The sequence below is a fragment of the Streptomyces albidochromogenes genome, from assembly GCF_005981925.1.
GTDB lineage: Bacteria > Actinomycetota > Actinomycetes > Streptomycetales > Streptomycetaceae > Streptomyces > Streptomyces albidochromogenes.
In genome coordinates this window covers 1-14081 of record NZ_VBVX01000174.1, presented here as the reverse complement: position 1 = coordinate 14081, position 14081 = coordinate 1, and the positions used below count along the sequence as shown (strand labels likewise).

Here is a 14081-nt window from a genome sequence, read left to right as displayed (position 1 = left end):
ATCTACACTTATGCGATCGTCGGCAGCGTCAGTGTGTATAAGAGACAGGGCTGGGGCGGGCGCGGGCGGCCGTGGTGGAGCGAATGCCCGTCTGGGTGCAGTCGCGGTGCGGGTTCGAACCCCGGACGCTGGCCGCGCTGGCGGTGGTCCTCGTGGTGGCCGCCGCCTTCGCGGTCCAGCATTTCTGGACGGGGCGGCCGCAGCCCGTACAGCCTCCGCGCGTCGTCGGCGAAGGCCATGCGGCGGCTCGGCCCGAGCCTTCACCCGGGCCGCCTGCGACGACCGCCACCGGTGAGCCCGGTCCGGGGCCAGGGGCCGGCCAGGAACGCATCGTCGTCGACGTCAACGGCAAGGTACGACAACCGGGTGTCCACCGGCTGCCCGCCGGATCGCGCGTCGCCGACGCGCTGCGGGCCGCGGGCGGCGTCACGACGGGGGCGGACACCGCCGGGCTCAACCGCGCGCGCCTGCTCATGGACGGCGAGCAAGTGACCGTCGGCGTCCCCGGACCACCCGGACCGCCCGGGACGACCCCCGCCGCCAACGGCGGTCCGGCGGCCGCCGGACCGGCGACAGGGCCGATCGGCCTGAACGCCGCCACCGCCGAGCAGTTGGAGACGCTGCCCGGCGTCGGACCCGTCCTGGCCCAGCACATCATCGACTACCGGACGGAGCACGGCGGTTTCCGCTCCGTCGAAGAGCTCCGCGAGGTGAAAGGGATCGGCGACCGCCGGTTCGCGGACCTCCAGCCGCTCGTACGGCCATGACGCGCCCGGCGGTTCACAGCGCGTCCGGACATCGGCTCGGGGCCTCCGACCCCTGGCAGGACGGCCCCGTCGACCTGCGTCTGGTGCCGCCCGCTCTGGCGGCCTGGGGCGCTGCTGCCCTCGCCGTGGGGGCGACCGGGCGGTGGGCCGCGGGGTTCGCGGTGGTGTGCGTGGTGGTGGCCGCCGGGCTGCTGGCGGCGCGGGCGTCACGGCGCGGGGGCCGGGCGACCGCTGCCGCGCGCGGGGCGGGCTGTACGGCCGTCGCCGCCGGCCTGCTGTGCGCGGCGGCGGGGGCCACCTCGGCCGGGCTGCACGCCGCCGACCTCCACCGGGGCCCCGTGCCCGGGCTGGCGCACCAGTACGCGCACGTCACGGCGGAGCTCACGGTGACCTCCGACGCCCGCGCGACCCGGCCCCGGGTGCGCGGCGACCACACCCTGCCGAGGTCGCTGGTGCTCAATGCGGAGATCACCCGCGTCACCCGGGGCGCCGGACCCGGCCGGGCCTCGACCGATGTACGCACACCGGTCCTGGTGGTCGTCCGGGCGCGTGGGCCGGCGACGGGCGCGTGGCAGCGGTTGCTGCCCTCCACCGGGCTGCGGCTCACGGCGCCGCTCGCACCGCCGACGGAAGGCGGCGGCGGTGACCGGATCGCCGCCGTGCTGCGCGTACCGCACGGCGCGCGTCCCGAGGTCGTGCGCCCGCCGACCGCCGTGCAGCGTACGGCCGGGGAGCTCCGGGCCGGGCTGCGCGAGGCGACCGACGGGCTCGCGCCGGACGCACGGGCGCTGTTGCCCGGGCTGGTCGTCGGCGACACCTCACGCGTGCCGCCAGAGCTGCAGGAGGCCTTCGAGGCGACCGACCTCACTCACCTCCTCGCCGTATCGGGAAGCAACCTCACGATCATCCTGGTCCTGCTGATCGGCCCGCCCGGCACCGCCCTGCGCGCCGAACGCGGCGGGCTCGCCCCGCGCCTGGGCATCCCGCTGCGGGCGACGGCCCTGCTCGGCGGGGTGCTCACGCTCGCGTTCGTCGTCGTGTGCCGGCCGGAGCCGAGCGTGCTGCGGGCAGCGGCCTGCGGGCTCATCACGCTGCTCGCCATCGGCACCGGACGCCGCAGGCAGATGATCCCCGCCCTCGCGGCCGCCGTTCTGCTGCTCGTCCTGTACGACCCGTGGCTGGCCCGCAGTTACGGCTTCCTGCTGTCCGTACTGGCCACGGGCGCCCTTCTCACGATCGGCCCGCGCTGGAGCGCCGCGCTGCGGCGGCGCGGCGTTCCGCCGAGGCTCGCCGAGGTGCTGGCAGCGGCGGCCGCCGCCCAGGCGGTGTGCGCGCCCGTTGTCGCCATGATGGCGGCCAGGGTGAGCCTGGTGGCGATCCCGTGCAACCTGCTCGCCGAGTTCGCGGTCGCCCCCGCGACGGTGCTCGGGTTCGCGGCCCTGGCCGTGGCCCCGGTGGCGATGCCCGCCGCCGAACTGCTGGCCCGGTGCGCCGGCTGGCCGGTCGGGTGGATCGCCTCCATTGCCCGAAACGGGGCCGCGCTGCCCGGCGCGGAGATCGACTGGCCGGGCGGCTGGCGGGGCGGGCTGCTGCTGGCAGCGCTGACGGCCGTCGCCGTGGCGATGGCCCGCCGGCTTGCGCACCGCCCGTGGCTGAGCGCGGCCTGCGCGCTCCTCCTGGTGCTCGCCGTCCTGCGGCCGGCGCCCCTCACCCGGATCGTCACCGGCTGGCCGCCGCCCGGCTGGCGGTTCGCCATGTGCGACATCGGCCAGGGAGACGCCGCCGTCCTCGCGGCCGGTGCGGGAACGGGCGTGGTCGTCGACGCGGGCCCGGACCCGCTGCGCGTCGACCGCTGCCTGCGCGCACTCGGCGTCACCCGCGTCCCGCTCGTCCTGCTCACGCACTTCCACGCGGACCACGTGGCGGGGCTGCCGGGCGTACTGCGCGGCCGGTCCGTGGGGGAGATCCGTACGACGGCCCTTCAGGAGCCCGCCGAACAGAGCGCGTTCGTCCGAAGGACGGCGGCCACCGCAGGGGTGCCACTGCTGGAGACGGGCCCCGGGGAGCGGCGCCGGATCGGGCCGCTGTCCTGGCGGGCCCTGTGGCCGCCGCCCTTCCCCGCCCCCGACCCGGAGGAACCCAACGACGCCAGCGTCACGCTCCTCGTCCGCTCCGGCGCCCTCAGCCTGCTGCTCCTCGGGGACCTCGAACCCCCGGCGCAGCAAGCCCTGCTGAGGGCGCACCCGATGCTCCCGTCCGTGGACGTACTGAAGGTCGCCCACCACGGCTCGGCGTATCAGGACCCGGCCCTGCTCGCCCGCGCCCGGCCCCGGCTCGCGCTGGTCTCCTGCGGCCGGGACAACCCGTACGGCCACCCCTCGCCCCGGACGCTCACCGCACTGCGCACGGGCGGGGCCACGGTGCTGCGCACGGACACGGACGGGGCGATCGCTGTTACGGGGGCGGGCCCGGGCCTGCGGGCGGTACCCGCGGGGAGGGATGCCCTGTAGCCGTGCTGACCACGAGCCTGCGGCCGTATGGACCGCGGCGCCGTACGGACCCGACCGGCGGCGCCGTGCGGACCCCGACCGCGGCGCCGTACGGACCGCGGCCCGTAAGCCAGGTGGAGAGCCGGGCCGCAGGGCCGGCGGGCGCGGACACCGCCGGGGAGCCGGAGCACCCGCTCAGGCAGGCCAGTACGACCGCGCAAGCCGCGGCGGTCACGGGCAACGGAAGCCGACGCGGCGCACCCTCGGCGCGTTCGGAAAGGGGGCCTAGACCAGCCAGGCGCCGTCCCGCATCAGTTCGCGCTCGGGCAGTTCGTTCTCCTCGCGCCACGCCTTGACGGTGCGTGGCGTGAGGCGGAGGTACACCCACGACGTGCGGTCGCGCGGGTCCCAGCCGCCCAGCTTCGCCGCGAAGGCGTCGGCGGACTCCGTCGCCAGCGCCGAGCCCTCCACGGGCTCGGCGGTGCCCTCGATCAGCACCACGTCCCGGGTGTGGCCGAGGGAGACACGCGCCTCCCCCGCCGGGGTCAGGTTCCGGGCCGTCGGGTTCGTCCGCCGGGTGCACATCAGAATCGTCCCCCGGTCCCACACGAACGACAGCGGCACCAGGCACGGTTCACCGCCCGGCGACGCCGTGGCGACCCAGAGGTCGTCGTCCTGTTCCAGGCGGTCCAGGACGTCCTGTCTGCGCTGCTCGCGGTGGCGCGCCGGTTCCGTGGTCGTCATGCCCGCACGCTATCGACGGCCCGCCTTCGCGCGCCTCGGGCGAACGACCTAGGTCCGCAGGTCAGGGCCGTTCGAGCCAGCCCTCGTACTCGCCGGCGAGCGCGTGCAGCGCCCCGTCGTCGAGCCGCCCGCCCGGGTCCTCGACGACGACCAGCCACTGCGCGTCCTCGGCGTCGTCCTCACCGGCCAGCGAGTCCCGTACGAGCTGCGGCTCCTCGACGGCTCCGAAGCGCTCGCAGACCGCCACGGCCACCTCCTCGGCGGCTTCGCGGTCGGGCAGGACGAGTACGTGTCTCACATCGCTCACCTGCCCATTCTCCAACACGGACGTTCCCCGGCACGGAAGGGGCCGCCGGCCGGCACGGAAGGGACGCGCGGCCGCGGCAGAAAGGGGTCCTGAGCCCGTACGGAAGGGAGCGCTGTCAGTGGGCCGTGGGATGCTGGACCACGATGGCCACCAGGAAGAATTCGACCGACGACCCGCTCGCTCCCCTCACCCTCGCCGTGGGGCAGGAGGATCTGCTGCTCGACCGCGCCGTGCAGCAAGTGGTGGCGGCCGCCCGCGCCGCCGACGCCGACACCGACGTCCGCGACCTCACGCCCGACCAGCTCCAGCCCGGCACCCTCGCCGAGCTGACGAGCCCTTCGCTGTTCGCGGAGCGCAAGGTCGTCGTCGTGCGCACCGCGCAGGACCTCTCCGCCGACACGATCAAGGACGTGAAGGCGTACCTCGACGCTCCCGCCGAGGAGATCACGCTCGTACTGCTCCACGCGGGTGGTGCCAAGGGCAAGGGTCTGCTCGACGCGGCCCGCAAGGCCGGGGCGCGCGAGGTGGCCTGTCCCAAGACGACCAAGCCCGCCGAGCGTCTGTCGTTCGTACGGTCGGAGTTCCGCGCGCTGGGCCGTTCCGCCACCGCCGAGGCGTGCCAGGCCCTCGTCGACTCCATCGGCAGCGACCTGCGCGAGCTGGCCAGCGCCGTGGCGCAGCTCGTCGCGGACGTCGAGGGGACGATCGACGAGGCCGTCGTCGGGCGGTACTACACGGGGCGCGCCGAGGCCTCCAGCTTCACGGTCGCCGACCGCGCCGTGGAGGGCCGGGCGGCCGAGGCCCTGGAGGCCCTGCGCTGGTCGCTGTCCACCGGCGTGGCGCCCGTGCTGATCACCAGCGCGTTGGCGCAGGGGGTCCGTGCGATCGGCAAGCTGTCCTCCGCGCGTGGCGGGCGCCCCGCCGACCTCGCCCGCGAGCTCGGTATGCCGCCGTGGAAGATCGACCGGGTGCGGCAGCAGATGCGCGGCTGGACACCGGACGGCGTGGCGCTCGCGCTGCGGGCCGTCGCGGAGGCCGACGCCGGCGTCAAGGGCGGTGGCGACGACCCGGAGTACGCGCTGGAGAAGGCGGTCGTCACCGTCGCCCGCGCCGCCCGCCACCGGTAGAGCGGCAAAGGCCCCGCCACCGGTGGAGCGGTGGCAAGGGCCCCGTCACCGGTGGAGCGGTGGCAAGGGCCCCGTCACCGGTGGAGCGGTGGCAAGGGCCCCGTCACCGGTGGAGCGGTGGGCAAGGGCCCCGCCACCGGCAGGGGCCCAGGCACGGACAAGCGCCCGGCGCACCAGCGCCCTCCGCCCCGAGCACCCCAACGGCGACCGCCACGAAGGCCAGCCCCGCGCACCCCAACGGCGACCGGCACGAAGGCCAGCCCCGCGCACGCCAACGGCGACCGGCACCAAGCCCGCCCCGAGCACCCCGACGGCGACCGGCACCAAGCCCGCCCCGAGCACCCCGACGGCGACCGGCACGAAGGCCGCCTCGCGCACCCCGACGGCGAGCAGCACGAAGGCCGCCTCGCGCACCCCGAAGGCGAGCAGCACGAAGGCCCCGGCCGGCCGTCCTGGGGAGGACGGCGACCGGGGCCTTCGTATGAAGCCCTGAAGCCTGTCAAAGCTTTGATGCGCCGCACCCGCGTGGCGAACGCAGGCCGCGTGCGGCGCGAGGTGCCGGGTCAGGAGCGGAAGAGAGGGCCCGCTGAGTCCCTACCGGCGATCGTGCGGGTCGTACAAGCGAATGCTCAGCCCTGGAGGGAGGCAACCTTGTGCGCCAGCGCCGACTTCTTGTTGGCGGCGGCGTTCTTGTGGATGACTCCCTTGGAGACTGCCTTGTCGAGCTTGCGGGAGGCCTCGCGGACGGCCACGGTGGCCTTCTCGAGGTCACCAGCGGTGACAGCCTCACGGGCCTTGCGGATCGACGTCTTGAGCGAGGACTTGACGGCCTTGTTGCGCAGGCGCGCCTTCTCGTTCGTCTTGTTCCGCTTGATCTGGGACTTGATGTTCGCCACGAAAGAGCCTCTACAGGTTCGTTGGATCTTCGATGAGTGCCCCGCCGGCCGGAGAGCTACTCCGAGGGTTGTGAGACACAGCTGCTCAGCGTACCAGCGGCCCGCCGGGCGGCCCAAACCGAGGCCCGGGCGCCGTCCGTGGGACCATGGAAGCTACGTATCGATCCAACATCGCCCCGAGACGAGACCCTGCGTGCCCGCGACTCCTACCCACGTGCCCGAGCCGAGCCGTACCGACCCGGCGCTGATCCGCAACTTCTGCATCATCGCGCACATCGACCACGGCAAGTCCACGCTCGCCGACCGGATGCTCCAGCTGACCGGTGTGGTCGACCAGCGGCAGATGCGTGCTCAGTATCTCGACCGGATGGACATCGAGCGCGAGCGCGGCATCACGATCAAGTCCCAGGCGGTACGCCTGCCCTGGGCGCCCAACGAGGGCCCGGACGTGGGCAACACCCACATCCTGAACATGATCGACACGCCTGGCCACGTCGACTTCACGTACGAGGTCTCCCGGTCGCTCGCCGCGTGCGAGGGCACGGTCCTCCTCGTGGACGCCGCCCAGGGCATCGAGGCGCAGACCCTCGCCAACCTCTACCTGGCGATGGAGAACAACCTCACGATCGTTCCGGTCCTCAACAAGATCGACCTGCCGGCCGCCCAGCCGGAGAAGTTCTCCGAGGAGCTGGCCAACCTCATCGGCTGCCAGCCCGAGGACGTGCTCAAGGTGTCGGCGAAGACCGGTCTCGGCGTGGACGCGCTCCTGGACCGGGTCGTGCGCGACGTGCCGGCCCCGGTCGGCGTGGCCGACGCGCCCGCCCGCGCGATGATCTTCGACTCGGTGTACGACTCGTACCGTGGCGTCGTCACGTACGTACGTGTGGTCGACGGCCAGCTCAACAAGCGTGAGCGCATCCGGATGATGTCGACGAACGCCACCCACGAGCTCCTGGAGATCGGCGTCTCCTCCCCGGAGATGACGCCGTCCGACGGCATCGGCGTCGGCGAGGTGGGCTACATCATCACCGGCGTGAAGGACGTCCGCCAGTCCAAGGTCGGTGACACGATCACCTCGATGAACAAGGGCGCCACCGAGGCCCTCGGCGGCTACAAGGACCCGAAGCCGATGGTCTTCTCGGGCCTGTACCCGCTGGACGGCTCGGAGTACCCCGACCTGCGCGAGGCCCTCGACAAGCTTCAGCTCAACGACGCCGCGCTGGTGTACGAGCCGGAGACCTCGGCGGCGCTCGGCTTCGGCTTCCGCGTCGGCTTCCTCGGCCTCCTGCACCTCGACGTGATCCGCGAGCGCCTGGAGCGCGAGTTCGGGCTCGACCTGATCGCCACCGCGCCCAACGTGGTCTACCGCGTCGTGATGGAGGACGGGAAGGAGCACACGGTCACCAACCCGAGCGAGTTCCCCGAGGGCAAGATCTCGGACGTGTACGAGCCGGTGGTGCGGGCAACGATCCTCGCCCCGAGCGAGTTCATCGGCGCGATCATGGAGCTGTGCCAGACCCGCCGCGGCACGCTGCTGGGCATGGACTACCTCTCCGAGGACCGCGTCGAGATCCGCTACACCCTCCCGCTCGCGGAGATCGTCTTCGACTTCTTCGACCAGCTGAAGTCCAAGACGCGCGGCTACGCCTCCCTCGACTACGAGCCCACCGGCGAGCAGTCCGCCTCGCTCGTCAAGGTCGACATCCTGCTGCACGGCGACCGGGTCGATGCCTTCTCCGCCGTCACGCACAAGGACGCGGCGTACGCGTACGGCGTACGGCTCGTCGCCAAGCTGCGCGAGCTCATCCCGCGCCAGGCCTTCGAGATCCCGATCCAGGCGGCCATCGGCTCGCGCGTCATCGCGCGCGAGACCATCCGCGCCATCCGCAAGGACGTCCTCGCCAAGTGCTACGGCGGTGACATCTCCCGTAAGCGGAAGCTGCTGGAGAAGCAGAAGGAAGGCAAGAAGCGGATGAAGATGGTCGGCAGCGTGGAGGTCCCGCAGGAGGCCTTCATCGCGGTCCTGTCCAGTGACGACTCCGGCGGCAAGAAGAAGTAGGCGCCGGCCGCCACCCGCCACCGCGATCGAACAGCACACGAAAGCGCCCTCCGTACTCACGGACGGGCGCTTTCGTGTGTGAGGGATCGGGAGTGACCAGCGGTTCCGTACCGTTATGAAGCCGCGCGCCGCAGCCTCTTACGCCCCGGCCCCTCGCGCTCTACTCTGATCACCACTCGAAGGTTACTCGCCAGTTAAATACCAGTCAGTCGTGCAGCATGCCGCAGGCCCGGAGGACGTCGTGAGCGACACACAGACCTTGATCGAGAACCGGCCGCCGTCGGTGGCGACCCTCTTCATTGAGCGCGTGGCTGCCACGCCCGATGCCGAGGCCTACCGGTACCCCGTGCCGGCCGCCGCCGGGCAGGGAGCCGACGCCTGGAAGTCGTTGAGCTGGGGGCAGGCCGCCGAGCGCGTGTTCGCCATCGCCGCCGGCCTGATCGATCTCGGCGTACAGCCCGAGGAGCGGGTGGCGCTCGCCTCCAACACCCGGGTCGAGTGGATCCTCGCGGACCTCGGCGTGATGTGCGCCGGCGCCGCCACGACGACGGTCTACCCCTCGACCAACGCCGAGGAGTCCGCGTACATCCTGGCCGACTCCGAGAGCCGGGTGCTGATCGCCGAGGACGCCTCGCAGCTCGCCAAGGCGCGCGAGCGCCGGGCCGACCTGCCCAACCTCGCCCATGTCGTCGTCATCGACGCCACCGGCGTAGAGCCGGCCGAGGACGACCCCGAGGGCTGGGTGGTCACGCTCGCGGAGCTGGAGGCACGCGGGGCGGCGTACCTGGAGAAGCACCCGCAGGCCGTCGCCGAGCGGGTGGAGGCCATCACCGCCGAACAGCTCGCGACGCTCATCTACACCTCGGGCACCACCGGCCGCCCCAAGGGCGTACGGCTGCCGCACGACTGCTGGGCGTACATGGCGAAGGCGACCGTGGCGACCGGGCTGATCAGCGCCACGGACGTGCAGTACCTCTGGCTGCCCCTCGCGCACGTCTTCGGCAAGGTGCTGACCTCCGGGCAGATCGAGGCCGGACACGTCACCGCCGTGGACGGCCGGGTCGACAAGATCATCGAGAACCTGCCGGTGGTCCAGCCGACGTACATGGCCGCCGTGCCCCGCATCTTCGAGAAGGTCTACAACGGCGTCGCCGCCAAGGCGCGGGCCGGCGGCGGCGCGAAGTACAAGATCTTCCAGTGGGCCGCCGAGGTGGCCCGCGAGTACGCCAAGGTCACGCAGGACAACTTCCGCCGCACGGGCACCGCCTCCGCGCCCTTCGGGCTGACCGCCAAGCACAAGGTCGCCGACAAACTCGTCTACGCCAAGATCCGTGAGGCGTTCGGCGGCCGGCTGCGCGCCTGCGTCTCCGGCTCGGCGGCGCTCGCGCCCGACATCGGCTTCTTCTTCTCCGGCGCGGGCATCCACATCCTGGAGGGCTACGGGCTGACCGAGTCCAGCGCCGCCTCCTTCGTGAACCCCGGCGAGGCGTACCGCACCGGCACCGTCGGCAAGCCGCTCCCCGGCACCGAGGTGCGCATCGCGGACGACGGCGAGATCCTGCTGCGCGGCCCCGGCATCATGCAGGGCTACCACCAGCTGCCCGAGAAGACCGCCGAAGTGCTGGAGCCGGACGGCTGGTTCCACACCGGGGACATCGGCGAGCTGTCCGTGGACGGCTACCTGCGCATCACCGACCGCAAGAAGGACCTGATCAAGACCTCGGGCGGCAAGTACATCGCGCCCGCCGAGGTCGAGGGCCAGTTCAAGGCGGTGTGCCCGTTCGTCTCGAACATCCTGGTGCACGGCGCGGACCGCAACTTCTGTACGGCGCTGATCGCGCTCGACGAGCCCACGATCCTCGGCTGGGCCAAGGACAACGGCCTGGAGGGCAAGTCGTACGCCGAGGTCGTCGCGTCGAAGAAGACCGAGGAGCTCATCGAGGGCTACGTGAAGCGGCTCAACGAGGGGCTCCAGCGCTGGCAGACCGTCAAGAAGTTCCGGCTGCTGCCCCGCGACCTGGACATCGAGCACGGCGAGCTGACGCCGAGCCTCAAGCTCAAGCGCCCGGTCGTCGAGCGCGAGTACAAGAACCTCATCGAGGAGATGTACGCCGGATCGCGCGAGGCGTAGCGGCGAGCGGCGCGGGCGGGGCCGGGCAACGGCCCCGCCCGCACCGCTCCGCGGATCCCGGCCAGGACTCGATACGGCCACTTCGGTGACTCCGCGCTTATGAGCGGCGTCCGTCTGTCACTCTGTTCCATGTCGCCAGCGGCGTGAGCAGAGAACCGACGGGGAGCCGCACAGTGGGGTCCATTCCGAGGCAGCGGAAGACTACGTACCGTCCATCGCACCTGCCGGCCGGACTGCCCGATCCGCAGTCGGCCGCCTGGACCAGCCTGCCCGGAAACCCCCTCGCGCCGGCCGCCGCCCGGCGCTTCGTGCGGGCCGCGCTCGCCGAGTGGACGGGGCTCGGGCTGCCGGCCGCCGAGGGTTTCACCGACGGGGTCGCGGACGACGCGGTGATCCTCGTCAACGAGCTGGTGACCAACGCCGTCGTCCACGCGGGAACCAACGTCGAGCTGGTCTGCCACCTGGAGGAGGCGACGGAGGACGACCCGGCTGCCCTGGTCGTCGAGGTCTCCGACCACCACCCCGCCCGCGTCGTACGCAACGAGGCCGGCGGCTCGCCCGCGACCGGCGGCCAGGAGTTCGGGCGCGGCCTGCACCTGGTCGCCGCCCTCTCCGCGTGCTGGGGCGTCACCTACCGCACCGGTCTCAAGACCGTCTGGGCCCGGATCGCCATCGAGGGCGCCCTGCCGGCCGGGCCCGCCGCGCCGTCCGACAGCGCGGAGCAGGCGCTGCAGCGCGGGCTGCGCGCCGCCGAGATCCTCGCGCCCGTACCGCGACGGACCGCGCGGGAGTACGACAGCGACTGGATCAACCGGGGTGCGCTGTCGTTCCTCGCGGAGGCGTCCGACCTCCTGACCGGGCAGTTCGACGAGGAGATGATCGCGGCGCTGGCAGCGCAGCTCCTCGTGCCGAGGCTCGCGGACTGGTGCGCGGTGTGGCTGGAGGAGGAGGGCGCGGCGCCGCGGCTGTCCCGCGTCTGGCACCAGCGCGAGTCCAGCATCGAGGAACTGCGCCGGCACGTCGAGAAGGAGCCGCCGCCCGCGCTGCCGCGGTCCGCGCGCGGCGGGCCGGTGCCCGTGCCGTGGCCTGGCGCGTCCAGCCCGCAGGGCGCCGGCGGCGCGGGCCGTGCCGACGACGCCGGGGGCGCCGACGCCTGCGAGGGCGGTCCCGGCGGCGACGGAGCCGCCGTCGCGTACCGGCTGATCGCCGGCGGGCGCGGACTCGGGACGCTGATGCTGGGGCGGGCGGCGCTGGAGCGGATGCCGGACGAGGTGACCGGCCTGATCGAGGACTTCGTACGCCGGGTCGCGCTGGCGGTGGCCGCCGCCCGCCAGTACACCCGGCAGGCCACCATCAGCAACGTCCTCCAGCGGGCGCTGCTGCCGGGCCAGATGGCGGACATCCCGGGCGTCGAGAAGGCCCTCGTGTACGAACCGCGCGGCCAGGGCGTCGCGGGCGGCGACTTCTACGACGTCTTCCCCGGCGCGAAGGGCAGCTGGTCCTTCTCGCTCGGCGACGTCCAGGGCAACGGCCCCGAGGCAGCGGTCGTCACCGGCCTCGTCCGCCCCTGGCTGCGGCTGCTCGCGCGCGAGGGGAGGGCGGTCGGCGAGGTGTTGGGCCGCCTCAACGGGCTGCTGCTCGACGACGCGGTGGAGGCGGCGGAGGCGACGGCGCGGATGGCGGTGGCCTCGGCCGGCGCTCCCGGCGTGCCGCCGGGAGGGCACGTCGCCCTGCGCGACGCCGCGCCGCAGCCCCGTTTCCTCTCCCTGCTGTACGGCGAACTGGTGCCGCTCGCGCCCGAGGACGGCGGCGGGGTGCGCTGCACCCTCGCCTGCGCCGGACACCCCCTGCCGCTGGTGCTGCGGCCCGACGGGAGCGTGCGGCCGGCGGCGGCGTCCCAGGTGCTGCTCGGCGTCGTCGACGACGTGACGTACGAGAGCGAGACCTTCGTGCTCCAGGCCGGCGACACCCTGCTGTGCGTCACGGACGGGGTGACCGAGCGGCGCTCCGGGCGGCGCATGTTCGACGACGCGGACGGACTGGCGGCGGCGCTCGGGCGGTGCGTGGGGCTGACCGCCGAGGGTGTCGCCGAGCGGATCATGCGCGAGGTGCACGCCTTCTCGCCGACGCCGCCCGACGACGACGTGGCGCTGCTCGTCCTCCAGGCCACCTGAGCGGAGCTGTGACAATGGGTGCATGCCTTCAGTCCTGCCCGACGGTGAGCCCATGCCCCACGACGGGGCGCTGCCCGCGCACGCCCTCGCCGGCGCGGCGGAGCGGCCGCTCGGCTTCTACCTGCACGTCCCGTACTGCGCGACCCGCTGCGGCTACTGCGACTTCAACACCTACACGGCGACCGAGCTGCGCGGCTCGGGCGGTGCGCTGGCCTCGCGCGACAACTACGCGGACACGCTGGTGGAGGAGGTCCGCCTGGCCCGCAAGGTCCTCGGCGACGACCCGCGCCCGGTGCGGACGGTCTTCGTCGGCGGCGGTACGCCGACGCTGCTGGCGGCGGGCGACCTCGTACGGATGCTGGGGGCGATCCGGGACGAGTTCGGGCTCGCGGACGACGCGGAGATCACTACGGAGGCCAATCCGGAGTCGGTCGATCCGCAGTATCTGGCAGAGCTGAGGGAGGGCGGCTTCAACCGGATCTCCTTCGGCATGCAGAGCGCCAAGCAGCACGTACTGAAGATCCTGGACCGTACGCACACGCCCGGGCGGCCGGAGGCGTGCGTCGCGGAGGCGCGGGCCGCGGGCTTCGAGCACGTCAACCTCGACCTGATCTACGGCACGCCCGGCGAGTCCGACGCGGACTGGCAGGCGTCGCTCGACGCGGCGATCGGGGCCGGCCCCGACCACGTGAGCGCGTACGCGCTGATCGTGGAGGAGGGGACGCAGCTGGCCCGGCGGATCCGGCGCGGCGAGGTGCCGATGACCGACGACGACGTGCACGCCGACCGCTACCTGATGACGGAGTCAGCGCTGTCCGCCGCCGGGTTCGAGTGGTACGAGGTGTCGAACTGGGCCACGTCCGACGCGGCGCGGTGCCTGCACAACGAGCTGTACTGGCGCGGGGCGGACTGGTGGGGCGCGGGCCCCGGGGCGCACAGCCACGTGGGCGGCGTGCGCTGGTGGAACGTCAAGCACCCGGGCGCCTACGCCCAGGCCCTGGGGGACGGGCGTTCCCCGGGGGCCGGGCGCGAGGTGCTTCCGGCGGAGGACCGGCGCGTGGAGCGCATCCTGCTGGAGCTGCGGCTCGCGGACGGCTGCCCGCTGTCCCTGCTGGCTCCCGCGGGCCTGGCGGCGGCCCAGCGGGCGCTGGGCGACGGCCTGCTGGCCCCGGAGCCGTTCGCGGCGGGGCGGGCGGTGCTGACGCTGCGCGGGCGGCTGCTGGCGGACGCGGTGGTCCGGGACCTGGTGGACTGATCCCGCCGGGGCGCGGCCGGCCGCTTCGCGGAGCTCCGCACCAGGGTCCGGTCCCCGAGCGCCGACGGGCCGGAGGGAGGGAGCCGCGGACCCGAACCGGTCGCTTGCCCCCAGCCCCAGGCAGCCCGCACC

Annotated in this window: 10 protein-coding genes; 7 read left to right on the top strand and 3 right to left on the bottom strand. The window is 73.4% G+C overall.

Going from position 1 to position 14081, the window contains the following annotated elements:
* Positions 1–83 precede the first annotated feature (83 nt).
* Together E2E34_RS21475 and E2E34_RS21470 are read left to right on the top strand one after the other, a co-directional pair.
* Positions 84–767 carry a ComEA family DNA-binding protein gene (locus tag E2E34_RS21475; protein ID WP_138903553.1) on the top strand — a complete coding sequence of 228 codons (684 nt, stop codon included), beginning with the start codon at positions 84–86 and terminating at the stop codon, positions 765–767.
* Complete coding sequence (locus E2E34_RS21470) at positions 764–3277, top strand: ComEC/Rec2 family competence protein (protein ID WP_138903552.1); 2514 nt, start codon at positions 764–766, stop codon at positions 3275–3277. The genes E2E34_RS21475 and E2E34_RS21470 overlap by 4 nt, the downstream gene beginning before the upstream one ends.
* 264 nt (positions 3278–3541) lie before the next feature.
* Here the strand turns inward: E2E34_RS21470 and E2E34_RS21465 are convergent, their stop codons facing one another.
* Positions 3542–4000, bottom strand: a complete 459-nt coding sequence (locus tag E2E34_RS21465; RefSeq protein ID WP_138903551.1) for a pyridoxamine 5'-phosphate oxidase family protein — start codon at positions 3998–4000, stop codon at positions 3542–3544.
* Between the two features lie 61 nt (positions 4001–4061).
* Positions 4062–4307 carry a hypothetical protein gene (locus E2E34_RS21460; RefSeq protein ID WP_138896652.1) on the bottom strand — a complete coding sequence of 82 codons (246 nt, stop codon included), beginning with the start codon at positions 4305–4307 and terminating at the stop codon, positions 4062–4064.
* A gap of 143 nt (positions 4308–4450) precedes the next feature.
* Between E2E34_RS21460 and holA the strand changes: the two genes are divergently transcribed.
* Positions 4451–5434 (top strand): DNA polymerase III subunit delta, encoded by a 984-nt coding sequence (holA, locus tag E2E34_RS21455; protein ID WP_138903550.1) that lies wholly within the window; start codon positions 4451–4453, stop codon positions 5432–5434.
* A gap of 629 nt (positions 5435–6063) precedes the next feature.
* On the opposite strand, the gene rpsT is transcribed toward holA, so the two are convergent.
* Positions 6064–6330 (bottom strand): 30S ribosomal protein S20, encoded by a 267-nt coding sequence (gene rpsT / locus E2E34_RS21450; protein ID WP_028813489.1) that lies wholly within the window; start codon positions 6328–6330, stop codon positions 6064–6066.
* 193 nt (positions 6331–6523) lie between these two features.
* Between rpsT and lepA the strand changes: the two genes are divergently transcribed.
* The 4 genes from lepA (at position 6524) to hemW (ending at position 13949) form a co-directional block, all read left to right on the top strand.
* Positions 6524–8389, top strand: coding sequence for a translation elongation factor 4 (gene lepA, locus E2E34_RS21445; protein ID WP_138903549.1), 1866 nt, complete (start codon positions 6524–6526; stop codon positions 8387–8389).
* A 241-nt stretch (positions 8390–8630) separates the two neighbouring features.
* A complete protein-coding gene (locus E2E34_RS21440) occupies positions 8631–10520 on the top strand; it encodes an AMP-dependent synthetase/ligase (protein ID WP_138903548.1) in 1890 nt (629 codons plus the stop codon).
* 173 nt (positions 10521–10693) lie between these two features.
* Entirely contained in the window at positions 10694–12694 is a 2001-nt protein-coding gene (locus tag E2E34_RS21435; RefSeq protein WP_138903547.1) for a SpoIIE family protein phosphatase, read from the top strand.
* Positions 12695–12716: 22 nt separating this feature from the next.
* Positions 12717–13949 (top strand): radical SAM family heme chaperone HemW, encoded by a 1233-nt coding sequence (gene hemW, locus E2E34_RS21430; protein ID WP_138903546.1) that lies wholly within the window; start codon positions 12717–12719, stop codon positions 13947–13949.
* Positions 13950–14081 lie beyond the last annotated feature (132 nt).

What these genes read in the sequence shown, in the direction of transcription:
- E2E34_RS21475 (WP_138903553.1), top strand. Translation starts at nt 84, where the DNA reads ATGCCCGTCTGGGTGCAGTCGCGGTGCGGGTTCGAACCCCGGACGCTG.
- E2E34_RS21470 (WP_138903552.1), top strand. Translation starts at nt 764, where the DNA reads ATGACGCGCCCGGCGGTTCACAGCGCGTCCGGACATCGGCTCGGGGCC.
- E2E34_RS21465 (WP_138903551.1), bottom strand. Translation starts at nt 4,000, where the DNA reads ATGACGACCACGGAACCGGCGCGCCACCGCGAGCAGCGCAGACAGGAC.
- holA (WP_138903550.1), top strand. Translation starts at nt 4,451, where the DNA reads ATGGCCACCAGGAAGAATTCGACCGACGACCCGCTCGCTCCCCTCACC.
- hemW (WP_138903546.1), top strand. Translation starts at nt 12,717, where the DNA reads ATGCCTTCAGTCCTGCCCGACGGTGAGCCCATGCCCCACGACGGGGCG.